General features: G+C 64.5%; 21 protein-coding genes. 11 read left to right on the top strand and 10 right to left on the bottom strand.

What is annotated here, in order from left to right; genetic code table 11:
• Positions 1–84 precede the first annotated feature (84 nt).
• The gene (locus C446_RS10250) at positions 85–366 is read right to left on the bottom strand and encodes a hypothetical protein (RefSeq protein ID WP_006673026.1); all 282 of its coding nucleotides are present in this window, start codon (positions 364–366) and stop codon (positions 85–87) included.
• 100 nt (positions 367–466) lie between these two features.
• Between C446_RS10250 and C446_RS10245 the strand changes: the two genes are divergently transcribed.
• A complete protein-coding gene (locus C446_RS10245) occupies positions 467–2,242 on the top strand; it encodes an excinuclease ABC subunit C (protein WP_006673025.1) in 1,776 nt (591 codons plus the stop codon).
• Here C446_RS10245 and C446_RS18750 read toward each other — a convergent pair.
• Positions 2,239–2,655, bottom strand: coding sequence for a hypothetical protein (locus C446_RS18750; RefSeq protein ID WP_152419424.1), 417 nt, complete (start codon positions 2,653–2,655; stop codon positions 2,239–2,241). The genes C446_RS10245 and C446_RS18750 overlap by 4 nt on opposite strands.
• A 352-nt stretch (positions 2,656–3,007) precedes the next feature.
• On the opposite strand from C446_RS18750, the gene C446_RS10235 reads away from it, so the two are divergent.
• The 3 genes from C446_RS10235 to C446_RS10225 all read left to right on the top strand — a co-directional run bounded on the left by C446_RS10235 (position 3,008) and on the right by C446_RS10225 (position 5,062).
• Positions 3,008–3,490 carry a GNAT family N-acetyltransferase gene (locus C446_RS10235; protein WP_006673023.1) on the top strand — a complete coding sequence of 161 codons (483 nt, stop codon included), beginning with the start codon at positions 3,008–3,010 and terminating at the stop codon, positions 3,488–3,490.
• Between the two features lie 118 nt (positions 3,491–3,608).
• Positions 3,609–4,391: a hypothetical protein gene (locus tag C446_RS10230; RefSeq protein WP_006673022.1), complete on the top strand. Its 783-nt coding sequence runs from the start codon at positions 3,609–3,611 to the stop codon at positions 4,389–4,391.
• Positions 4,388–5,062, top strand: coding sequence for a PH domain-containing protein (locus C446_RS10225; protein ID WP_006673021.1), 675 nt, complete (start codon positions 4,388–4,390; stop codon positions 5,060–5,062). The genes C446_RS10230 and C446_RS10225 overlap by 4 nt, the downstream gene beginning before the upstream one ends.
• Positions 5,063–5,143: 81 nt before the next feature.
• Here the strand turns inward: C446_RS10225 and C446_RS10220 are convergent, their stop codons facing one another.
• Positions 5,144–6,025, bottom strand: a complete 882-nt coding sequence (locus C446_RS10220) for a hypothetical protein (protein WP_152419423.1) — start codon at positions 6,023–6,025, stop codon at positions 5,144–5,146.
• Between the two features lie 134 nt (positions 6,026–6,159).
• On the opposite strand from C446_RS10220, the gene C446_RS10215 reads away from it, so the two are divergent.
• Complete coding sequence (locus C446_RS10215) at positions 6,160–8,433, top strand: PKD domain-containing protein (RefSeq protein WP_006673019.1); 2,274 nt, start codon at positions 6,160–6,162, stop codon at positions 8,431–8,433.
• 37 nt (positions 8,434–8,470) lie between these two features.
• On the opposite strand, the gene uvrB is transcribed toward C446_RS10215, so the two are convergent.
• Both uvrB and C446_RS10205 read right to left on the bottom strand, forming a co-directional pair.
• Entirely contained in the window at positions 8,471–10,534 is a 2,064-nt protein-coding gene (gene uvrB, locus C446_RS10210) for an excinuclease ABC subunit UvrB (RefSeq protein WP_006673018.1), read from the bottom strand.
• A 147-nt stretch (positions 10,535–10,681) separates the two neighbouring features.
• Positions 10,682–11,647, bottom strand: a complete 966-nt coding sequence (locus C446_RS10205) for a DUF4397 domain-containing protein (protein WP_006673017.1) — start codon at positions 11,645–11,647, stop codon at positions 10,682–10,684.
• 446 nt (positions 11,648–12,093) lie between these two features.
• On the opposite strand from C446_RS10205, the gene C446_RS10200 reads away from it, so the two are divergent.
• Together C446_RS10200 and C446_RS10195 are read left to right on the top strand one after the other, a co-directional pair.
• Entirely contained in the window at positions 12,094–12,360 is a 267-nt protein-coding gene (locus C446_RS10200; protein ID WP_006673016.1) for a DUF7553 family protein, read from the top strand.
• Between the two features lie 173 nt (positions 12,361–12,533).
• The gene (locus tag C446_RS10195) at positions 12,534–12,773 is read left to right on the top strand and encodes a hypothetical protein (RefSeq protein WP_006673015.1); all 240 of its coding nucleotides are present in this window, start codon (positions 12,534–12,536) and stop codon (positions 12,771–12,773) included.
• A 56-nt stretch (positions 12,774–12,829) separates the two neighbouring features.
• Here C446_RS10195 and C446_RS10190 read toward each other — a convergent pair whose 3' ends face one another.
• The 3 genes from C446_RS10190 to C446_RS10185 form a co-directional block, all read right to left on the bottom strand.
• Complete coding sequence (locus C446_RS10190; protein ID WP_006673014.1) at positions 12,830–13,960, bottom strand: ORC1-type DNA replication protein; 1,131 nt, start codon at positions 13,958–13,960, stop codon at positions 12,830–12,832.
• A gap of 48 nt (positions 13,961–14,008) precedes the next feature.
• Entirely contained in the window at positions 14,009–14,176 is a 168-nt protein-coding gene (locus C446_RS18030; protein ID WP_006673013.1) for a DUF1059 domain-containing protein, read from the bottom strand.
• Between the two features lie 148 nt (positions 14,177–14,324).
• Entirely contained in the window at positions 14,325–15,749 is a 1,425-nt protein-coding gene (locus C446_RS10185; protein WP_049920150.1) for an amidohydrolase family protein, read from the bottom strand.
• Positions 15,750–15,851: 102 nt separating this feature from the next.
• Between C446_RS10185 and C446_RS10180 the strand changes: the two genes are divergently transcribed.
• The gene (locus tag C446_RS10180; protein WP_006673011.1) at positions 15,852–16,163 is read left to right on the top strand and encodes an ASCH domain-containing protein; all 312 of its coding nucleotides are present in this window, start codon (positions 15,852–15,854) and stop codon (positions 16,161–16,163) included.
• A gap of 28 nt (positions 16,164–16,191) precedes the next feature.
• Here C446_RS10180 and C446_RS10175 read toward each other — a convergent pair whose 3' ends face one another.
• Positions 16,192–17,436, bottom strand: a complete 1,245-nt coding sequence (locus C446_RS10175) for a sensor histidine kinase (protein ID WP_049920149.1) — start codon at positions 17,434–17,436, stop codon at positions 16,192–16,194.
• 280 nt (positions 17,437–17,716) lie between these two features.
• Complete coding sequence (locus C446_RS10170; protein ID WP_006673009.1) at positions 17,717–19,762, bottom strand: MutS-related protein; 2,046 nt, start codon at positions 19,760–19,762, stop codon at positions 17,717–17,719.
• Positions 19,763–20,075: 313 nt separating this feature from the next.
• On the opposite strand from C446_RS10170, the gene nirK reads away from it, so the two are divergent.
• From nirK to C446_RS10155, 3 genes are all read left to right on the top strand, one after another.
• Positions 20,076–21,191, top strand: a complete 1,116-nt coding sequence (gene nirK / locus C446_RS10165; protein WP_006673008.1) for a copper-containing nitrite reductase — start codon at positions 20,076–20,078, stop codon at positions 21,189–21,191.
• A gap of 60 nt (positions 21,192–21,251) precedes the next feature.
• On the top strand, positions 21,252–21,857 hold the full coding sequence (locus tag C446_RS10160) for a cupredoxin domain-containing protein (protein WP_006673007.1): 606 nt from the start codon (positions 21,252–21,254) through the stop codon (positions 21,855–21,857).
• A gap of 172 nt (positions 21,858–22,029) precedes the next feature.
• A complete protein-coding gene (locus tag C446_RS10155) occupies positions 22,030–22,257 on the top strand; it encodes a hypothetical protein (protein WP_006673006.1) in 228 nt (75 codons plus the stop codon).
• The last annotated feature ends 94 nt before the right edge of the window (positions 22,258–22,351 follow it).

Below are 22,351 nucleotides of genomic sequence, written 5' to 3'. Positions count from 1 at the left end.
GGGTGGTCACGGCGTCCGCCGATAAGGGTTGTCACTCCCGTCGGAAACTGCACTCCCACCCACAGAGAAAGATGGGACGTGGGGTCAGATCGGCTCGTCGGGCTCGTACTGATCGGCAGTACGGTCGACCTCCGTCGCGTATCGGTCCCGAGTGTCGGCATCCTCGACGGGCTCGAGCTGTGCCGGATCGACGTCTTTCGCCGCAGTTACCCTGGACCGGGTCGCCGCGCCTGCTGCGAGCTCGCGGCGGTAGACGCGGTCGCCGTCGCTCGTCGCGTAGGCGAGGGTTACCAGACCCTTGTCGTCGTAGTCGCGTTCGACCAACCAACACCGCACCGTCTCGTCCGTCTCGCTCGAGGCGGTCATGCTCGTCGATGGGGGATCGAGCACCGAGAAAGTACCGCGTCCGTTTGCGCGACGGCCGCGATGAGTCAACCTGAAACCCTCCGGTTCCCTAGGGCCGCCGATGAACGCCGAGGCGGTTCGCGAACGCGCCGGCTCACTCCCTCACGAGCCCGGCGTCTACCAGTTTCGAGCCGACGGGACGACGCTGTACGTCGGGAAGGCCGTCGACCTCCGGGACCGCGTTCGGTCCTACGCCGACCCTCGCAGCGCGCGAATTCGGCGAATGGTCGACCGGGCCGACGAGATCGAGATCGCCGTCACCGACACCGAGACCCAGGCCCTGTTGCTCGAGGCGAACCTGATCAAACGCCACCAGCCCCGGTACAACGTCCGGCTCAAAGACGACAAATCGTATCCGATGGTCCAGGTGACGGACCACGCCGCACCACGGATCGAGATCACGCGCGATCCGGACGAATCGGCGACCGTCTTCGGCCCCTACACGAACAAGAGCCAGGTCGAGACTGTCGTCAAAGCACTCAGAGAGACCTACGGCGTCCGGGGTTGTTCCGACCACAAGTACCGGAACCGCGACCGACCGTGTCTCGACTACGAGATGGGGCTCTGTACAGCACCCTGTACCGACGAGATCGGCCATGAGAGCTACGGCGACGACGTGACCGCTGTCGAACGATTCCTCGAGGGCGAGACCGGCGTCCTCGCGGACCCGCTGCGCCGGGAGATGGAGGCCGCGGCCCAGGAACAGCACTTCGAGCGCGCGGCCAACCGACGGGATCGCCTCGAGACCGTCGAGGCGTTCCACGGCGAGGGCGGGGAAGCCGTCCAGTCCGTCGGCGACGAACGGGCCGTCGACGTGCTCGGTGTCGCCATCGAAGGCGAAGATGCGACCGTCGCTCGGCTGCGGGCGGAGGACGGCAAACTCGTCGACCGAGAACGACACACGCTCGAGGCACCGGCCGCCGGCGGAACCGACGTGCCGTCGGACATCGACGCCCGAGCGGGCGGCGTGCCCGCCGTCCTCTCGGCGTTTGTCGTCCAGTACTACGCCGAGCGCGAACTGCCCGACGCCCTGTTGCTCCCCGAACGCCACGGCGACGGGGAAGTCACGGCCTGGCTCGAAGCCGAAGGCGTCTCGGTGCGCGTTCCCGGCGCTGGTCGGGAGGCCAAACTCGTCGATCTCGCGCTGAAGAACGCCCGGCGAAACGTCGGCGGCCGTGACGAGTGTGCGATGCTGGCCGACGCGCTTGACCTCGAGGTCCGACGGGTCGAGCGCATCGAGGGCTTCGACGTGAGCCACGCCCAGGGGAAGTCGGCGGTCGGCAGCGACGTCACTTTCGTCGACGGCAGCGCCGAGAAAGCCGACTACCGACGGAAGAAACTCGCCGACGAGAACGACGACTACGCGAACATGACGGCGTTGCTCGAGTGGCGCGCCCGGCGAGCCGTCGAGGGGCGTGACGACCGGCCGGACCCGGACCTGCTGTTGATCGACGGCGGCGAGGGACAACTCGAGGCCGCCCGCGCCGCGCTCGCGGAAGTCGGATGGGACGTCCCCGCCATCGCCCTGGCGAAAGCGGAAGAACGCGTCGTGACGCCGGATCGGGACTACACGTGGCCCAGCGACGCACCCCACCTGCACCTGCTCCAGCGGGTCCGCGACGAAGCACACCGCTTTGCCGTACAGTACCACCAGACGATCCGCGACGACGTGACGACGGTACTCGACGAGGTCCCTGGCGTCGGCCCGGAGACGCGCAAGCGACTACTCGGACGGTTCGGCAGCGTCGAGAACGTCCGCGCGGCGAGCCTCGAAGACCTGCGGAGCGTCCCCGGCGTCGGCCGGAAGACCGCAGAGACGATCAAGTCGCGACTCTAGCACTCGCTAACGTCGTACCGGACCAGATACGTCCGATCCTCGTAGGCAATGTACGTGTCGCCGACACCGAGCTCGTCGTCGATGGCCGGGTGTGCGAGGAGATACTCCCCTGAGGTGTGAAACAGCCGGGTGTCCGGATCGGTTTCGTCCGTCGCGTTTCGCGACGCGTTCCGGAGCGCACGCGAGAGGACACACGAGTTCGCGAATGCGTCGTCGTCGGCGTCGCGGACCTCGTGCTCGTCCGGGACGGTCCCGGCGATGTACACCTCGAGCATCCCCGTCGGGGAGCACTCGTTTTCGTCCTCGTTTTCGTTTTCGTCCGGCGATTCGGACGCCTCGCCTCCGTCGTCGCCGAGACAACCGGCGACGCCGATCGACACGGCGACCGCACCGAGGACCGTTCGCCTGTTCACGATCGACGTTCCGCAGTACCGGCCCAAAACGATACTGCGGCACGTGTTCGGTATCGTTCTCGTTTCGCGGGTATCCGTCCCAGGTTCCGCGCCGGGACGGAGAGGAAAAGTGGAAGAAGAAGAGAAAGAGGAAAAGAATACACCCAGTCGTGCCTCTGCGAGTGAGGCCACGAACTCGAGTCGTCGCTCGGCACCGGCGGACCCGTCGACGCGGACCAGTTCGAACTGCAAGCAGCCAGCGTGATCGCGTATCTCCTTTCGGGACCGCGAGTTCGAGTCAGAACGGACGGGATCGTAACGGAGCAACTCGAGTTGCGCGTACAATTTTGGTCGTTGCTACCGTAGAACGACTATGGAGATTCGACCCGCTACCGTCGACGATCGCGAGGCGATCCGGGAAGTCGCCCGCGACACCTGGCACGACACCTACGAGGAACTCGACGACGACACCGTCGACGAGACGATCGACGACTGGTACGGCGAGGACGTACTCGAGCGGGCCCTCTCGGCGGCCGGAACGGCGCTGCTCGTCGCCGAAACTGACGACGGGATCGTCGGCTTCACTCACGGCGTCGTCCACGGGGACGAAGGCGACGTGCTCCGGATGTACGTCCATCCCGACCACCAGCGCGACGGCGTCGGCACGGCGTTGCACGAACGGCTCCGCGACGACCTCGAGGACTTCAACATGAACCGAATGCGAGCGATCGACTTCGCCTCGAACGAGGGTGGCCGCGCGTTCTACGAGGGGCTCGGGTTCGAGAAGACCGGCGAAGGGGACGTCGAAATCGGCGGCGAAAAACGAGACGAAGTGGTCTATACGTTGGAACTGTAGCGAAATCGCTCGAGTGGAAACAGCCTGTGTAGCGGCGATTCGGTGACGGCCCAACCCCGGTCCGTGCGGGAATAGTTGATGAGAAAGCATATTACCGATGACTTTGAACCAGGGGATAATGACAGGAAAGCAGATAGTTCGCTGGCCGGTAAACGTCGTGTTCCGTCCCTCCTCGTTCGTGAACCTCGACCCCGATCAGGAAGCCGCAAACACGCTGGATGCCCTCACGAGCGCGGTCCGGCTCCTGGGGTTTTACTTCGTGAACCTGCTGTTGTACGCGCTCCCGTTGACTCTCGCCGGGTTCGGCATCCGTGACGGTGCAGCGACGCCACACGTCGTCACCAGCGTCCTGTCCCCGCTCGGCGTCGATCCCCACACGGTCTGGCAGTTCTCGAGTGCGCTGGTCACGAACAGTGCGTTCCTGCTACTCGCGACGATCCTCACGTTCGGTACGTTTCACGTCGGGCTGATCCTCACCCGGAGTTCGAAGGGGGCGATCCGGTCACTGCACGCGGTGAGTTACTCGAGCGGAATCTATCTGGCGGTGATGTTTTCGACCGTCGTCTATCTCTCGACCGAGTCCGGGCTGGCCGTCGCCGAGGAGTTTCTCCTCTGGCTCCAGACGTCGTTCATCCAGTTTTTCATCGACCTGGTCGGCGCTGATCTCGTCCCACCCGTCGAGGCGAGCCGTCCGGAACTGGCCGCCATGACGACCCTCGAGCAAGCCGTCCTCACGGTGCTGTTGCTCTCGGCGGTCTACTTCCTGTACGTCCTGTACGTCGGGGCACGCACCGTCCACGACGCGACGCGGTTCGAGGCACTGGTCGCGACGGGGTTCGTTCTCCTCTCGCCGGCGCTGTACGTTCTCGGAACGATCTACCTGACGATGGGGGCGCTATGACCGAACGGGAGGCAGTTCCGGAGATCGACTCCGAGGACTCCGAGGGCTCCGGCTCCGCTTCCGGTAGCGGCGGGGAAAGTACCACCGCCAACGACGATGAACGCGACGAGCAGGCCGAAGACGAGACGAACGAGAAACCGGTCACCGTCGCGTTCGGCGACGACCCGTCGGACCGGCGACCTCCCGTCTCGGGCGACCTGCGATACGAGACGACGCCGATGCTGCGGCCAGTGGTCGTCATGTTGGCGAGCGTCCTCGTCGTCGGCTCGGCCGCACTGGCGGTTCCCCTCCTCCAACCCGAACTGTTCGGTGATCCCGTACTCGCCGAAATCGTGCTGTACGCAGTCGCCGTCCTCGTCACGGTGACAGTTATCAGGTACGGGATACGGCTCGTCGTCCTGGCCCGGACCACCTACGAGATTCGAGAGGACGCGCTCGTCCGGCGATACAACCTCGCGTACAAGCGAACGGTCCGGAAGATTCCGATCAGCAAGCTCAGAGGACACGAATTCACCCAGAGCCGGTACCAGGCCTGGCTCGACGTCGGAACGATTCGACTGTTGACCGCCGGCACCAACCGGAGCCTGGGATTCCTGGCGTTCGAGCACCTCAAAGACCCCGAGATCGTCGAACGCGAGGTACGGACGCTGCTGGCCGAGCGAGAGGAGTAACAGCGACTCGAGAACGAGCCGTGGTCCGTGTCCGATCCGACCTTCGTCGCGGACGGCGACACGGCGGTTCGCTAGAGCCCGTCACGAGCCGTCGACGGACGACTCGAGGTCGATTTCGATCACCGACTCACCGTCCCCTCGCGTCGGGACCCCGGCCGTGTCGGTGGTTTCCCCATCCGTCCGTGCCTCGACGGTCGTTTCCGCCTCGAGTAACGAGTAGCCGTGCAGTTCGAGGGTGTCGGCCCGATCGACCGCCTCGTGGTCGATCAGAACCAGTTCGGTCCGCTGTTCGTCGGTGCCGAGCCACCGGCCCCGCTCTCCGTCGAACTCCTCGAGCCGATCGTCCTCGAGCAACTGACTCGGATAGGCCCCTGCGAGAAACTCGACGTCGGGCTCCGAGTCGACCGCGTACGTCGCGAAGACTTCGTCTCCCTCCCGTAACCGGAGTTCGAAGCAGGCGAACGCGAGGTCCCGAGTGTCCTCCGAGACCCCGGCGTGTTCGGCCGGGACGAACGTTTCCCCCCATTCGAGGGTCAGCAATCGACCAGTGACCGTAAGCGTCTCGTCCCACTCGTCGAGCACGTCGTCGTCCTCACCAGCCTCCCTGACGTCGACGCTGAGTCGATGGCGTCCCGTTTCGGCCGCCGGGACGGAGACGTCGACAGTCGTCTCGGATTCGGGCTCGAGAGTGGCCTGCTCGCTGTATTCGGCGTGGTTCTCGAGATCGACCGTAACCGTCACGTCTCGTCTCACGGAGGCGTCGTTGGCGACGTCGACGCCGATTTCGGCGTCTGTCTCGAGGCGGACACTGGAGGGAGCCGTGACCGTCTCGATCGATGGATCGGATTCCGGCTGGGTAGCGGACTCGTCCGCGGCGAAGCGCATGCAGCCACTCACACCGATCGTAAGCAACGGGGCGGCAACGACGAAACGCCGTCTGTTCCAGGCGTCTCGATTTTCCATACACCAATGGTAACTCGCCAACACATATATTCGCTGACTTTCGAAGTGGTAATGTGCAGTGGTAACATGAGTGGTCCGCAGAAGCGATACGACAGCGAAAGTTTTCTTCATCGTCGAAGTGTACTGTGTGCTGAATGTCTGGTCCGCTCACAGGACTGGCGGCGAAGTGGGCCCTCGTCGTCGGTCTGCTCGCTCTCCTCGTAGCGGTCACCGCCGTACCGGCAATCGCAGGAGCGGAGCCCGCTGCAGTGACGGGTGACGACGAGCAACGAACGGAATCGGGACAGTTGACTACCGGTGGTGTCGACGCAAACGAAGACAACGACGGGAACAACGGAAACGATGGAGACGAGGAGGACGACGGGGACGGCGGGGACGATGGTGAGGACGGAAACGACGATGACGACGAAAGTGACGAGGACGATGGGGACGACGGAGACAATGGAGACGACGAAGACGACGAGAACGAGACAGCAGTAGAACCAACCGCAGTCGTCGACGCTCCGGATTCGATCGGCGTCGGAACGACCGTTACGCTCGATGCCTCGGACTCCGAACCCGAAGACGAGATCGAGAGCTACAACTGGACGATCCACGAGGAAGACGGCACGTATCTAGAGAACACGTCAGTACCGACCCTCGAGTATACGTTCGACGACCCCGGCGACAAGGATGTGTTTCTCGAAGTCGAAACTGACGAGAAACGCGCGGCTACCAGCACAGTCGTCGATGTCGAGAAGCCGACGGTTACCGGTTCGGTCGTCCACCACGACGGCGACGCCAGCGCGTCCGACAAAGTGGCACTCTACGACGGGGACGAAGCGATAACGACGGCGGAAACGGCCGACGATGGGTCGTTTACCCTTCCCATCGAGGAACCAGGGACCTACGGTCTCATCTACCGAAACGACGACCTGCTGTCGGGCGAAAGCGACTTCGACCCAGACGGCCGCGTCGATCTCTACGCGATCGAGACGATCACTGTCGACGACGGCAGTGCAGATATCGGGACGGTCACGCTCCCGGAACCGAACGACCTGGAAATAGTCGTCGTCGGTTCGGAATCCGACCTCCCGGTCGAAAACGCAACGGTGACCTACACGCACGAGCACGACGGTGTGTCGGCCAGTACCGTGGTTTCGACCGGCGAAGAGGGGTACGCTCCTGCCGAAGAGGAAACGCCAATCGGAGTCGTCGGCGACATCGACATCGAAATCGAGACACCGGACGGGTTCATCGAGGAGTCGGTGAGCGAATCGATGACCGTCAATCGGGACACCCAGAAACGGATCGAGTTACAAGAACGGATCAACGCATCGCTCGCCGTCGAACAAGAACCAGTTCCGGTCGGTGAGAACGTGACCGTCACGCTCGAGGAGAACCGGGGAACGGCCCAGACGATTTCCTGGACCGTCGGTGGCGAGCGAACGACCGAGACCCAGAACCGATCGATCGACATCGTGGTGACCGGCCCGAAGATCGACAACGAGACGGTCGACATCGCCGCGACGGTGACCGGTGTCAACGGCAAGTCCGACGATCCCGAGACCTCGGTTCCAGTGAACCTGCCGGAACTACAGCTGAACGCGCCGGAACGGACCAACGCCTACGAGTCGTTTACCGCCACTGCATCGTACGATACCAAATCGGGGGAGATCGGCGTCGAGAGGTACGATTGGCAACTATACGACGAAAACGGAAGTGTAGTCGACTCGAAACGGCCAGCCGGATCGTCGGTGGCGTTCGCGGTCGACTCGGTCGGTAACTATACGATCGATCTCTCGGTTCGAGACGAGTCGGACTACACCGTATCGGCGAACACGACGGTCGAAGTCGATACGGTTCCGTCCTGGGTGGAGTTCGGCGCGTCGTACGTCGAAATCGAGGACGTATCGGCTCCCTCGTCGGTCGAAACCGGCGAGACCGTTTCGATCACCGTCACGGCAACGAACGTCGGCGAAGAACCCGACGTCTCCGAGATTTCCGTCGCAAACGAAACGGCACTCCTGGAGCAGCGGACCGTCGAACTCGGCGACGGTGAAACGGACACCGTCACGCTCGAGTACACCGCCCCGGACCGACCCGGCAACGACACGCTGTCGATTTCGACGGGCGACGACCGGGCGTCTCACTCCTATACAGTCGTGGCGAACTCGAGTTCGAACGCGACGGCGAACGGAGACGGTGAAAACGGAACCGCCGACGGACCACAGCAACTCGACTTGCTGCCAACACCTGCAGTGGGTGCCGAGGTCAGCGGCGCTTCGATGTCGAGTGATCGGCTGGGGACCGTCCTGCTCGGAACGGCGACCACGACGATCCTCGGCGGCTTCGGTCTCCTCGGGTACGTGGTCTACACCCGGCCGAGAGAAAGCGGTGCGGAGTGGTTGCTACCGGGACGGGAGTGAGGAGCCACAGTGACTGGTGAACGGCCCCCAAGGATCGTCAGAACTCCTCGGTAGGCGGCGCGATCCCCTCGTCTTCCTCGCTCTCGAGGTCGAACTCCTCGCGGACCTCCCGAATGCGGTCCCGGATATCCGCCGCCAACTCGAACTCGAGGTTGTTCGCGGCCTCCTGCATCCGCTCCTCGAGGTCGTCGATGTAGCGGGCGGCTTCGTCCTCGTCCTCGAGCGAGCGGCCCGAAACCTCGGTCGTATCGGTCTTGCTGCCGGGCAGGTTCGTCTCACCGATCGCCTTCTCGATCGTCGTCGGCTCGTAGCCGTGTTCCTCGTTGTACTCCCGCTGAATCCGCCGGCGACGGCGCGTCTCCTCGATGGCCGACTCCATCGCCGACGAGTGGTCGTCGGCGTAGAGGACGACCTTCCCGTTGACGTTGCGGGCCGCACGCCCCATCGTCTGGATCAGCGTCGTCTCGGAGCGAAGGAACCCCTCCTGGTCGGCGTCGAGAATCCCCACGAGCGACACCTCGGGAATGTCCAGGCCCTCCCGGAGGAGGTTGATCCCCACGAGCACGTCGATCTCCCCCAATCGGAGCGAGCGGATGATCTCGTGGCGCTCGAGCGTGTCGGTCTCGTCGTGCATGTACTCGACGTCGACGCCGGCCTCTTCCAAGTACTCGGTGAGGTCCTCGGCCATGCGTTTGGTGAGCGTCGTCACGAGAGTACGCTCGTCGCGCTCGATACGCTCGTCGATGCGATCCATCAGATCGTCGATCTGGCCGGTAGCGTCGGCGACCTCGATTTCCGGGTCGACCAGATGGGTCGGGCGGACGATCTGCTCGACGACCTGATCGCTGTCCTCGCGCTCGTAATCGCCCGGCGTCGCGCTCACGTAGAGAGTCTGGTTCGTCTTCTCCTCGAACTCGTCGAACGTAAGCGGGCGGTTGTCGTAACTGGTCGGCAGCCGGAACCCGTTCTCGACCAGCGAATCCTTCCGGGACTTGTCACCCTCGTACTGGCCCCGGATCTGGGGCAGCGTCTGGTGGGACTCGTCGACGACCGTCAGGAAGTCCTCGGGGAAGTAGTCGAGCAGGGTGTAGGGGGCGTCCCCCGAGTCGCGATCGGAGAGATAGACCGAGTAGTTCTCGATCCCCGAACAGTAGCCGGTCTCCTGCATCATCTCGAGGTCGAACGTCGTCCGCTCCTCGATACGCTGGGCCGCGATCATATCGCCCTGACGCTCGAAATAGGAGATGCGCCTGTCCAGGTCCTCGCGAATCTCCTCCATCGCACGCTCGAGTTTTTGTTCGGGGATCGAATAGTGCTCCGCCGGGTGGATGAGGACGGCCTGCTGGTCGCCCTGTGTTTTCCCCTCGAGGGGATCGACCTTCACCATGCGATCGATCTCGTCGCCCCAGAGTTCGACACGCACCGCATAGCGGCCGTACATCGGGTATATCTCGATCGTATCGCCGCGTACGCGGAACGTCCCCTGCGTGAAGTCGACGTCGTTGCGCTCGTAGTTCAGATCGACCAACCGCGCCAGCAACTCGTCGCGACCGACATTCTCGCCGACCTCGAGTCGCATTGACATGTCGACGTAGTTGCGTGGGTCACCGAGGCCGTAGATAGCCGACACGGAGGCGACGACGATCACGTCCTCGCGCGTCAGCAGCGATCGGGTCGCGGAGTGGCGCAGGCGGTCGATCTCGTCGTTGATCGACGCGTCCTTGTCGATGTAGGTGTCGGTCTGTTCGACGTACGCTTCGGGCTGGTAGTAGTCGTAGTAGGAGACGAAATACTCGACGGCATTGTCGGGAAAGAGGGTCCGGAACTCCTCGTACAGTTGGGCCGCAAGCGTCTTGTTGTGGGCGATCACCAGTGTCGGCTTCTGAATCTCTTCGATCACCCACGAGACGGTGTTTGTCTTCCCGGACCCGGTCACGCCCAGCAGCGTCTGTTTGTCCATCCCCTGCCGGAAGCCGTCGGCCAACTGCTCGATCGCCTCGGGCTGGTCGCCCGCTGGGTCGAAGGGAGCGTCGACCTCGAACGGTCGGTCGACGTCGGGTCTGTCCGGCTGGAGTGGCCCTCGAGAATCGGAGTCGCTCATTGTCGGGAACAGGGACTCGACGCACTTTACCCGCTCGCATGGGCTGGAGCGAACGTGGCAGTCCCGTCGGTGTGACGACAGCGGAGAGACGACGAACGGAAAATTGCGATCCAACCCTCGAAGGCGGGGTCGGGGCAGTCGATCAGTCTAGCAAGCGTCGTCTGCCTTCCGATCGTCTTTCCCGTCGTGTTCGTAGGCAGCCTTCTCGTCGCCTTCTTCGTGGTACCCGTTCTTCTTCTTCTCGGCAGGTTCGTGGTCCGCCTTCTCGTCGTCGTACTTCGACCCGTCGTCCATCTTTTCGTCGTCTTTCGTGTCGTACTCCGTCCCGTCGTCCGCTTTTTCTTTCGACTCCTCGGCAGGGACGTCCTCGTCGACCGTCGGCGGCCCGTCGACCGCCAGTTCGACGGTGAAGTCCCGATCGGTCACGTCCCGCGGCGGCTCGAGGTAGCCGATCGCGTACCCGGTGTAAACCGCCCCCGCCTCGAGGTCGACATCGAACGTCGCGACATCGGTCTCGGGATCGCCCGCGGGACGGATCGCGAGGGTGTAGGTCCCGGCTGGGACTGCGAGATACCCCGAAACGTCTTCGAACGAGACGTTTTCGACAAGCGGCGCATCGTCGGCCCAGACGTCCACCGCCGGCGCGTCCGGCGAGAAGTGTGCGACACGGACGTACGCCGCGTCGGGCCCGTCTTCCGGCAGTGGATCGGCGTCGACGAGAATCTCCGGCCGGAACGTCTCGGCCTCGAGTTCGCCGATCGCCGCAACCGTGTAGAAGCCCGCCTCGACGGTCACGTCGTCCTCGAACACGACCGCATCCGGGTCCCCCGCGGCGGTGATCGCAACCGTGTACGTCCCGGGTTCCAGCTCGAGGTACGGCGAAATCGCACCGTAGGCGACGTCCTCGAGTACTGGCTCGTCGTCGACGTAGACGTCTACGTTCGGCGCGTCCGGTGAGAAGTGCGCGACGCGAACGTAGGCTGCGTCGGCCGGCTCCTCCGGTCGGTAGTCGTCGTCTTCGTGCTCCCCCATTGCGAACGCGGTGCCGCTGGCGACTGTGAGTCCACCGGTGAACCCGATCGTCTTGATCGCCGTGCGTCGTGATACAGGCATGATACGTGAGAGTAGGAGGACCGGGCTCGCAAAAAGCCAATAGTCAGTAACGGTGGTTGTTCCGGCGTTTCCCGGGCGGTGTGGCCCCGAAACAGCGTGATGAAGCCCCCACGAACGAGTCAGTACGACGTTGCGTCGGCCTCACCAGCGGCGACGTAGGCGGTGGCCCCGCCCGTAATTCCCACGTGATGTGAGTAAGTGAGGCATACACTCCCGTAGGCGGACGCTTCCAGCGGTTCGACGGTGCTCTTTGTGGGGTCGAGATCGGACGACGGACACGGACACGGATACGAACATGAACACAGACACGGACACGAACCCGAACACAGACATGGACACGAACCCGAACACAGACATGGACACGAACCCGAACACAGACACGGACACGAACCCGGACCGTGCACAGCCAACGATTATGCGTCCGGTCGTGATAGCCCCGTCACCTCATGTCCAACCACCTCGAGCACGCTCGCGATAACCTCGAGCAGGCGGTGAAAACGGCCGACGACGACGCACGCGAGCCGATCCGCGAAACAGCCGAGGCGTTCGACGACTACGTCATCGGCGACCACAAGCCCGACCACACCGTCGTCGACCAACACCTCAACGACCTTCGACAGCTCACCGAGCAGGTCGACGGCGACACCGAGAACCGACTCGAGAGCGCACTCGAGGCCGCCGAATCGTATCGGGAAGGAATCGACCAAGCCTGAGTTTCGTTTCACTCCCGTGCTGGGTTTTCTGGCTGCGGCAACTTTATTTACGATTCCGAGTCATCGACGTACCGGTGGCGTGTACAGCAAGTAATGTTCACCAACGTAGCGAACACCGACAAGGAAGTCAGAAATGGAGCAAAGCTTCGTCGTGTGGAGATTTCACCAGGGTGATGTCTGGCGGTCCGAAACCTCGAATTACGACGGACGACATCCTCGAGTTCTACGCGGAGAACACGGACCGATGCGAGCCGTTCGACGCTCCCGAGATCGCCGACCACTTCGCTTGCCATCGAAATACTGCGCGGAACAAACTCGAGGACCTGGTGTTTCTCGGTGAGCTAGAATCGAAGCAGATCGGGTCCAGAAAGGTGTACTGGCGGCCGTGTCCTGAAAGGGAGACGACCGAGTAGATTGCTCCACGAGCGGATCGCCCGACCGGGGAGCAGCGTCAATCGCACTCGAGTGCTCACTCGAGTCGCTCGAGGACGGCATCTTTCTCGTAGGTCAGCGACAACGATCGCGAGCGGCCACGGCCGTCGACATCGGCGTACTCGGTCTCGATCAGGTCGAGCTGATCGAGTTTGTTGACGATCTCCGAATAGCGGGTGTATCCCAGGTCGGTCCGTTCGTGGAACTCGTCGTAGACGTCGCCGGCCTGATCGCCGTCGTTGTGGGCGATCACCTCGAGGAGCGTCCGTTCGTTGTCCGTCAGCCCGGAGAGGCTACGGGAGAGATTGACGTACTTCGAGGTCTCGTAGGCGTCTTCGACGTCCTGGCGCTCGACGGTGCGGCTGGCTCGCATCTCGGCGTTCAACCCCGCGCGTCGCAGGAGGTCGATCCCGACCCGCAGATCGCCGCTGTCGGCCGTGAGGTCGGCGACGTACTCGAGCGTGTCCCGGGAGATGACCCCATCGTGGAACCCCCGGTCGACCCGTTCGGCGAGGATGTCGACGATTTCGGGCTGGTCGTACACCGGGAAGTAGACATCCTCGGGACGGAAGACGCTCTGGACTCGCGAATCGAGTTCCTCGAGGACGTCGAGAGCGGGGTCCGAGGAGACGACGATAACGCCGATCTTCGCACCAGGGTACTCCTCGTGGGCGCGCAACAGCGAATATAGCGCGTCGGAGGCTTCGTTCTCGTAGAAGAGATAGTTAACGTCGTCCAGGGCGACGACCAGTACGTCGTCCTCCTCGACGAGTTTCTCGGCGATCTGGCCGAACAGCTTCTTGAAGGAGATACCCGACGACGGCGGTTCGTACTCGAAGGTCCCTTCGAACAGTCGGGAGAACACCGAGTACCGCGTCGAGTTGACCTGGCAGTTGACGCGGATGGTACGCACGTCGCTCGTCTGTGCGCCGACCTCGTCGAACAGTTTCTGGATCGCCGTCGTCTTTCCGGTCCCGGGTGGGCCCCGGACCGTCACGTTCAGGGGTCGCGACCCCCGGACCGCCGGCCGCAGGGCGTAGGTGAGACTCTCCATCTGCCCCTCGCGGTGTTTGAACGTCTCGGGGACGTAGTCGATTTCGAAGACGTGCTCGTCTCTAAAGACGGATTCGTCCCACGACAACATCCCCTCCTCGGGGTCGTCTGCCATCACTTTCACCACGCTGTCGGAGCTACTTAGTTGTTCGCAGGAAACAGGTCAGACACGTTCGATCCGTTCCGTCTCGTGCTCGAGATCGACCTGTGCGATCCGTCCGTCGTGGACCGTTCGGACGTGGGCACGAACGAGTCGTTCGACCTCAGCGTCGCTGCTCGAGCGGACCAGGAACGCACAACCGTTCTCCGAACACTCGAACTGGTAGGCCATACCGACCAAAGACGGCGGTCGCCGGAAGACGTACGCCTTGCAGACGACGGCGAAACGCGGCGGGCGGCCGATCGGACGGCTTACTGTGAGTTCCGGAGCAGCCGTGACCAGAAGCGGTTGCACCGGGAAACCGGTACAGCAATCCGTCTCAGAGCCAGCCGTCCGCGACGCGATCGACCAGCACGGAGTCGGCCTCCCGCCAGTCCTCGCCGGCCCGGTCGAAGACCGCAGCGGCGCGTTCGTCGGCCGTCTCGAGAACCTCGTTTTCGTCGGCCGTCTGCAGCGTTCCCGACTCGACGACGACTGCGCCGTCGACGACCACTGTCTCGACGACGGCACCGGACCCACCGTAGACGAGGTTCGGCACCGCGGTATGCAGCGGTTCCGAGACCGTCGGCGCGACCGACGGGTGATCGAGGTCACAGACGACGAGATCCGCGCGTTTGCCCTGCTCGAGCGAACCGACGCGGTCGGCGATACCGAGCGTGCGAGCACCCTCGATTGTTCCGACGCGAAGCGCCGCCCACGCGGGAAAGGCGGTCGGATCGGTACGCTTCGTCTTCGCGAGCAGCGCCGTCGTCCGGAGTTCTCGGAGGAAGTCGTGCCCGCCCCGTCCCGGTGCCTGGTCGGTGCCGACGCCGGCGACGCCACCGTGCTCGCGGTATTCGACGATGGGGGGCGTGATCCCGTCGATGGCGGCGATCGAACTCGGGTTGGCGGCCATCCGAACGCCCGCGTGAGCGAGCCGACGGCGCTCCTCGCACGTTGCGCCGTGGAGGTGGGCCGCGAGCAACCGGTCAGACACCAGTCCGAGGTCCTCGAGGACGCTCACGGTCGTTTCGCCGTCGCCGTAGCGGGCCTCGATCTGGCGCTGTTCGCGCTGGCCCTGTGCGACGTGCATGTGGATGCCACGATCGTGGTCCTCCGCACGGTCGCGGATCTCCGCGAGCAGGTCCGGCGACACCATATCGAGCGCTTGCGGGCCGTAGAGACAGGAGACCCGCTCGTGGTCGGCGTAGGCGTCGAACAGGGCCTCGTTGCGCTCGAGGCCGCGCCGTCCCTGTTCGGCGTCTAGCGGATAGGGGTCGTCCGGGCCGAGATCGGCCGCCGCATCGTCGACGGCGTTGATCGTCTCCGCCGCGACCACGCGCGCTCCCAGCGGATCGTGGGCCGCATCGACGATCCGGCGGGCGTCGGCCGTGTACTCGCCGAGGGTCGTCACTCCCGAGCGCAGCGCCTCGAGGACCCCCAGCCGTGCACCCGCGACCCGGTCCTCGTGGGTCATCGTCTCCGAGAGCGGACCGAGCGCGCGGTTCATCCACTCGATTTCGGGCACGTCCTGGGCTCCGCCACGCAGCAGCGTCAGGTCGCTGTGGGCGTGGACGTTCACCAGCCCGGGCATCGTCACCCGGCCTGCCCCGTCGATCGTTCGGTCGGCGTCGCCTTCGAACTCGTCGGCCGGGCCGACGAAGGTGATCTCGCCGTCCTCGACCGCGATCGTCGCCTCCTCGAGGATTCCCAGCCGGTCGTCGGCCATCGTCAGCGCGAGCGTGTCGGTGATCGCGAGGTCCATACCGACCGATCGGACGAGAGCCACGTAAAGTCACCTCGAGCCCGGGAGAGGGTTGTTAACTCATCCGTCAGAGTTACCAACCATCGCGCCGTCGAATCCGGCATGGGAACTATCGACGCGAGCGACTTGCTCCCTGCCGAACGACTCCGTACCAGCGCACTCGAGGGTGAGATCACCCAGCTCCACCGTGGGGACCCCCACGCGGAGGAAGGAGACACCTTCGAGATCGATGGCACGACGTTCGAGGTCACCGAGGTGACCGAACGTCGGCTCGGTGATCTCACCGACGAGGACGCCCGCGCGGAGGGCTCACCCGATCTCGAGTCCTACAAACGGCGGATCGAGCGGACCCACGGCACGGAGTGGGACGACGACAACACCGCATTCCTGCATCGGTTCGAACCGATGTCGTAGCACGAGCGGCCGCCGGTGGACAGTGCCGTCACGCCGACTCGGGTCCCGGACACGAATCGAGTCCGACGCCCGTGATCTCGAACCGCGCGCCGCCGTCGTCTCCCGTCGTTACCGAAACCGACCAGTCGTGACCGCGGGCGATTCGGCGGACGATATAGAGACCGAACCCGGTCCCGTCGTCGCTGGTCGTGTAGCCGCGACTGAACACCTCGTCCCCGACGTCAGTCGGGATGCCGGGCCCGTCGTCCTCGACGTAGAACCCGTCCGGGAGGGTGCCGACGGTGATGGTCACGGCGCTCGAAGCGTCGCCGGTTGCGCCGTCACAGCGAACGCCACGACGATCGCTCGCGGAATCGCGTTCGTCGTCGACGATGGGCCCGGACTTGCAACGGTCGCTCGCGACGCTGTGTTCTATGCTGTTCCGAAACAGGTTCTCGAGCAGTTGGCGCAACCGCCCGCGATCCGCTTCGAGCGTCGCCGACTCGTCGACCGAGAGGACGAGCGTCGCCGGCTCCGTCTCGACCGTCGTCCAGGCGTCCGCGACGGTTCGGTGAAGCGAGACGGGTTCGATCGCCCCACGCTCGACGAGTTGTCCTCGGCGAGCGAGCGTCAGCAACTTCTCGAGGAGCGAGTCCATCCGCTCGAGGGACGCTCCGATCTCCGTCAGGTGAGCTGTCGCGTCGCCGTCCGGCGACACCGCCGCTCGAGCGAGCTCCAGTCGGCCACAGGCGACCGTCAGCGGACTCCGGAGATCGTGGGAGACGACGCTCACGAAGCGCTCGAGTTCGCGCTCACAGTCGATCCGGTCCAGGGCAGTCGCCGCGTGTTCGGCGAGCAACTCGGCGAGTTCGAGGTCAGTTTCGGAGAACGAGCCGCGACGATCGGACGCAGCCTGAAAGACGCCGTAGTCACCGATCGGGACGCTCAGGCCGGACTCGTACTCGCCTTCCGGTTTCGCCTCGTCGACACGCGAGAGATCGTCGAACCGGTGCGGTTTGCCGGTCCGGTACGTCAGTCCCGAAACGCCTTCGTCGACGTGTCTCGTCGGTACGACGCCGTCCTCGGGGAGGCCCGACGATCGGGCACGGACCCGCAGCGTCTCGCCTTCGACGAGAGCCACGATACAGGTATCGAAACTGAGGACGTGTTCGGCGGCGTCGACCGTCCGTCGGCAGACCTCGTCTTCCGACTCGGCCGACTGCAGGTCGAACGCCACCTCGTGGAGGGCCCGTATCGGCTCCTCCACACACCCACCACCTACGGTACCTACCATCGTACTGTTGTTAGACGACCATCACATTAATTGTTCGATTTACGGTAATTCACACCCGATACCACCTATCGTGACAACTACACCCGTCACATGGAGAGAAGTTGCCCTCTCGGAGGAAGGCGGAGGAAGGCGGACGAAGACGGACGAAGACGGGGAAGACGGGGAAGACGGGGAAGACGGGGAAGACGGAGGAAGACGGAGGAAGACGGAGGAAGACGGAGGAAGACGGAGGAAGACGGGGAAACGGACGAAAACCGTCGGCAATGATCCAGACAGCCGATCAGTCGAACTTCTCGAGCAGCCGATCGTAGAATTCGGGGTCGTCGGCTTCCCGACCACCGTTTGCCGCCGTTCCGTCGTCGGCAGCCTCGGTCGCCAGTTTCTCGACGATCAGTTCCGGGGTCGATCGCGCGAGGTGGTTCTTGACCGGCGAACGGTTGACCTCGAGTTCGCCGTCGACGAGGCCGACGGCTTCGATACCGTCGACCGTCACGTCGTAGTCGGCCATCTCGCGGATTTCGCCCGCGAGGTGGGAGACGAAAACGGCCGTCGCGTCGTTTTCCGACAGCGCTTCGAGGATGCCGGCGATGATCTTCGCGCTCGCGCCAGGTTCGGTGATGCTCTCGAGTTCGTCGACCAGCACGAGCGAACCCTCGCCGCCCTGTGCGAGGTCGGCGAACTGCCGGACAGTCGACTCGAACGCGCCGGCGTCTAACGTCCCCTGGGTCTTGGCGTGATAGTGGAGGTCGTCGAACCGCCGTAGACGGGCGTCGTCGGCGGGCACGGGCAGCCCCATGTGTGCGAGCACGACCACGCTGGCGACCAGATCCAGCGTGGAGGTCTTGCCACCGCTGTTGACCCCCGAGAGCAAGGCAACGTCCGAAACCTCGTAGTCGACGGGATCGACCGCCTCGAGCGGTTCGTCCAGCAGCGGCGACTGACCGCCCTCGATGGCAAAGCCGGTTTCTCTCGAACCGTCCCAGACGAACGACGGCACCGTACAGTCGAAGTCCGTGGCGAACCTGGCGACGGCGAGTTCGACGTCCAACTCGAGGGCGTCGCGGACGAGTCGGCGAGCCGTCTCGCGCTGGTCGGCCAGATCGGCAGCGAGTTCGCGTTTGAGTCTGCCGGCGCGTCGCTCCTTGGCCGCGGTGAGTTCCTCGCGCAGTCGCGAGATCGCGTCCTCGTCTCGTTCGACCGGGAACGTCGGCTCGTCGGCGAACGCGCGGCGGGCGATTTCGGCCTCGCCCTGATCGAGGTCGAGAGCGTCGATCAGGTGCTCGCGGGCGGCCCCGACGGCCGCGGCGTACTCGTCAGCCAACTCCCGCGAGAGCAGCGAGTCGACGCCAGCACCGCGCTCGACGAGCGAGAGCAGGTCCGAGCCTTCGATCGTGACGTCTTCCTCGCGGATCGCCTCCCGGAGCTGATCGTTCGCGACGCTTTCGGCCGCGCTCGCGGCCGCGTCGAGGTCGTCGACCGCCGTCGTCAGCCGATCGAGTTCCGCATCGCCCGCGACCGTGCCGTCCTCCTCGAGTCTGGCGAGGCCGTCCTCGAGTGCCTCGAGGTCCGCCTCGTCGTACTCCCCGTCAGTCCCCAGGTCGGCAACCCGATGGACCGCGACGGCGGCCCGGATGCGTTCACGATTGCGCGCGAAAAAAGCGAGCGGCCGCTCCGGAACGATCTCGGCGGGGTTCTCGAGGGCGTCGGGCCGTACCTGGACGTCACCCTCGACGGTCACGCCCGCGAACGACTCGTCCAGAGCGATCACCGTCGAGTACCCCCGTGCAAGCTCGGCGAGTCCCTGTGCGTCCTCGACGACCTCGACCGAGAGTTCGGGGATCGCCTCGCGGGCCTCCGCGTACCGTTCGGCGTCGGTCGTCGCCAGACACCGTTCCCGGACACGCACGTCGCCAGGCTGTGAAAGGGGTTCGACGCCGGACAGCGCCTCGATCGCGTCGTCGGTGGGGTCACGTTCGAGGGCAGTGGTCGCGAACGACTGGACCTCCTCGATTCGTGAGCGCCGCGTGCTCGGGTAGAACGTTTCGACCCGCTGGGCGGCGTAGTCGGTGACAGTTCGCGCCTTGAGGAGCTCGAGGAGTTCTCGGTAAATCTCACGCGCGCGATCCGTCGCGAGGAAGCCGCCGGGATCGTCGTGTTCGGCGCGGATCGCACCGCGTGCGATCCTGGCGGCCCGTCCCTGGCTGATCCCGGGTGCGGTCGCGATCGTCGCCACGTCGCCCGCTCGGAGCGCGCGCTCGGGCTCGTCCAGTTCCGAGAGCGCACGGGCGGTCTTCTCACCGACACCCGGGATCGACTCGAGGTCCATAGTTCTGTTCTCGACGGTCGTATCAAACCGCAGCGAGAAAAAGTTCCCGCCCGCGTCCTCCGGACCACGTCAGCCAGGTGGGCCATTCCGGCGAGAGTGACCAGGTGACGGACGTATCAAGAGTGTGGAACGGTACAGCGTTCGAGAGCGTCCCTTGATATAAATTATTTAAGTTACACCGAATACGTCACCGAGAACGCAACGTCGTTCTCAGCGGAACGGAACGGCCTTGAACACGTGCAGATAGGTTCTCACTGATAAAGAGGCATCTGCATTATACACTAGACTCCTGTACCAACCTGCATCTGTAACAATGAATCCGATCGATCGACCCCGCCGACGGTTCCTGCAGACGGTCGGTGCAACGGGCGCACTGGCTCTCGCAGGTTGTCTCGAGGGGGATGCAGCCGAGGACTCGAACGGTGGAAGCAACAACTCGAACGGCGACGGCGACGGTGACGACGGACTGCCGCCGGCCGAAACGCCCGACGTCGATACGATCGCGGCCGACCCGACGGACATCCCCGATCCGGTCGACTGGAACGAGCCCCGAACCCACGAGTGGCACATCCAGACCGAGGAACACGTCGCGGAGATCGAACCCGGTGTGACGACCCGGTTTATGACCTTCGAGGGACAGGTCCCCGGGCCGTTCTACCGGGTTCGTGTAGGCGATACGGTGCGGCTGACCTTCGACGTGCCCGACGAGTACAACCGGGACATCCACAACATCGACTTCCACGCGGTCTACGGGCCGGGTGGTGGCGCAGTCGACACCACGATCGCTCCCGGAGAAGGATCGGAGACCATCGAGTTCACCGCGAAGTACCCCGGCGCGCACATCTACCACTGTGCGCCCGGCAACCACGACCAGCACATCAGCCTGGGGATGTTCGGTACCATCCTCGTCGAACCCGAGGACGGTCTGCCCGAGGTCGATCGCGAGTTCTACCTCGGCCAGCACGAACTCTACCTCAACGGTGAGACCGGCGAAGAGGGCCACCACCACTTCGACTTCGATGCCGCAGCCAGCGAGGACCCGACGTACGTCCTGTTCAACGGCGAGATGGGACGGTTCACCGAGGACGGCGACGGTCCCGGTCCGCTGCACGCGGAAGTCGGGGAGACCGTCCGCGTCTACTGGTGTAACGGCGGCCCGAACCTGGTCAGTGGTCCACACCCGATCGGCAACGTCTGGACCAACTGGTACCGTGACGGCGACGTCATCTCGGACCCAGCAAGACACGTCGAAGGGAGCGCCCTTCCCGCGGGCGTCACCGCCATCGGCGAGATGGAGATGAAGGTCCCCGGCCCGATCAGCCTCGTCGACCACGCGCTGAGCCGGCTGGTCCACAAGGGACTGCACGCCCAGATCGCCGTCGAAGGGGAAGAAGACCCCGACATCTTCGACCCCGATCCGGACACGTAACGTCCAGGCGGCTTCCCACCAGCCGCTATCCACCACACGCTACACACCCACACACGCACCATGACTCGAGTCCGCCGCAGACGCGTCCTGCAACTGGCCGGGAGTAGCGCCGTCGCCACCCTCGCGGGGCTCGCTGGCTGTCTCGAGGGCGACGGCTCAGCGGACGGGAGCGGGGATGGAAACGCCACAGCGGAAGAACTCACGCCCGGCGACGGGGAACTGGGCGATCCCGATCCGCTGGTCGAAGTCGACGTCGTCTGGCTGCCCTCGCCGGCGTTCGAGCCGGGGCTGGTCCACGTCGAGCCCGGCGGGGCCGTCCGGTGGGTCGTCGAGGGCCACCGCCACGACGTGACGGCGTACCACCCGGAGACGTACGGGCCGCTCCGGATGCCCGACGACGTCGAGCCCTGGGAGAGCGACCTGCTCCGTGAAGGCCGCGAGTTCGAACACACCTTCCAGGAAGCCGGAATCTACGACTACGCCGATACGCGGGCGCTCTGTGGCACCCACGAGTCGCTGGGCGCGGTCGGCCGCGTCGTGGTCGGCTGGCCCGACATAGAGGACGAACCCGCGATAGCACACGACGCCGACAGCCTGCCGGGACGGGCCGGGACGGTGATGAACGAGTACGACGAGCGGACACGTACAGTGCTCGAGTCGGAGTGAGAGTCGAGGGAAAGTCAAGGGGGAGACGAGGGAAAGTCGGGGTGGGAGTCAGGATGAGAGTCGAGGAGACGAGTCCACCCCGAGCTCCCACCCGACCCCGTGAAACGCAGTCTCGTCCTTGCGCGCTCCGGGAGCGTCGTTATCCCGTCGCCTCGGCAAGGTCGGGACGAAGATGCCACTCACGAAACTTCTCGGATCGAAGGCGACCCGAACAGTGACCGTCGTCACGGTGCTTGCCGAGGCAAAACGCGCGTTCGCCCACGGGAAACGGACTCGCGGACTGGCGTTGCTCGCCGTCGCCGTCCTCACCTGGAAGTGGACCGTCGTCGGCCTCGCCGCACAGGGCGTCGTCAAACTGCTCCGAGGTGGCACCTCGCGTCCGGGCGCGTCGCCGACGTAGTCTTCCAGCGGTCAGTCGTCGATCACGACTGGCACTCTACCCCGCCAAAGCCGTACAGCCCACGTTTGAACAGTTCGATCGTCTCTCCTTTTTC

Source organism: Halobiforma nitratireducens JCM 10879 (genome assembly GCF_000337895.1).
In the GTDB taxonomy this organism is placed as follows: domain Archaea; phylum Halobacteriota; class Halobacteria; order Halobacteriales; family Natrialbaceae; genus Natronobacterium; species Natronobacterium nitratireducens.
This window is presented reverse-complemented; position numbering and strand designations above follow the sequence as displayed.

Coding starts and splice junctions, on each gene's coding strand:
- C446_RS10250 (WP_006673026.1), bottom strand. CDS start 366: ATGACCGCCTCGAGCGAGACGGACGAGACGGTGCGGTGTTGGTTGGTC.
- C446_RS10245 (WP_006673025.1), top strand. CDS start 467: ATGAACGCCGAGGCGGTTCGCGAACGCGCCGGCTCACTCCCTCACGAG.
- C446_RS10235 (WP_006673023.1), top strand. CDS start 3,008: ATGGAGATTCGACCCGCTACCGTCGACGATCGCGAGGCGATCCGGGAA.
- C446_RS10230 (WP_006673022.1), top strand. CDS start 3,609: ATGACAGGAAAGCAGATAGTTCGCTGGCCGGTAAACGTCGTGTTCCGT.
- C446_RS10225 (WP_006673021.1), top strand. CDS start 4,388: ATGACCGAACGGGAGGCAGTTCCGGAGATCGACTCCGAGGACTCCGAG.
- C446_RS10220 (WP_152419423.1), bottom strand. CDS start 6,025: ATGGAAAATCGAGACGCCTGGAACAGACGGCGTTTCGTCGTTGCCGCC.
- C446_RS10215 (WP_006673019.1), top strand. CDS start 6,160: ATGTCTGGTCCGCTCACAGGACTGGCGGCGAAGTGGGCCCTCGTCGTC.
- uvrB (WP_006673018.1), bottom strand. CDS start 10,534: ATGAGCGACTCCGATTCTCGAGGGCCACTCCAGCCGGACAGACCCGAC.
- C446_RS10205 (WP_006673017.1), bottom strand. CDS start 11,647: ATGCCTGTATCACGACGCACGGCGATCAAGACGATCGGGTTCACCGGT.
- C446_RS10200 (WP_006673016.1), top strand. CDS start 12,094: ATGTCCAACCACCTCGAGCACGCTCGCGATAACCTCGAGCAGGCGGTG.
- C446_RS10195 (WP_006673015.1), top strand. CDS start 12,534: ATGTCTGGCGGTCCGAAACCTCGAATTACGACGGACGACATCCTCGAG.
- C446_RS10190 (WP_006673014.1), bottom strand. CDS start 13,960: ATGGCAGACGACCCCGAGGAGGGGATGTTGTCGTGGGACGAATCCGTC.
- C446_RS18030 (WP_006673013.1), bottom strand. CDS start 14,176: ATGGCCTACCAGTTCGAGTGTTCGGAGAACGGTTGTGCGTTCCTGGTC.
- C446_RS10185 (WP_049920150.1), bottom strand. CDS start 15,749: ATGGACCTCGCGATCACCGACACGCTCGCGCTGACGATGGCCGACGAC.
- C446_RS10180 (WP_006673011.1), top strand. CDS start 15,852: ATGGGAACTATCGACGCGAGCGACTTGCTCCCTGCCGAACGACTCCGT.
- C446_RS10175 (WP_049920149.1), bottom strand. CDS start 17,436: ATGGTAGGTACCGTAGGTGGTGGGTGTGTGGAGGAGCCGATACGGGCC.
- C446_RS10170 (WP_006673009.1), bottom strand. CDS start 19,762: ATGGACCTCGAGTCGATCCCGGGTGTCGGTGAGAAGACCGCCCGTGCG.
- nirK (WP_006673008.1), top strand. CDS start 20,076: ATGAATCCGATCGATCGACCCCGCCGACGGTTCCTGCAGACGGTCGGT.
- C446_RS10160 (WP_006673007.1), top strand. CDS start 21,252: ATGACTCGAGTCCGCCGCAGACGCGTCCTGCAACTGGCCGGGAGTAGC.
- C446_RS10155 (WP_006673006.1), top strand. CDS start 22,030: ATGCCACTCACGAAACTTCTCGGATCGAAGGCGACCCGAACAGTGACC.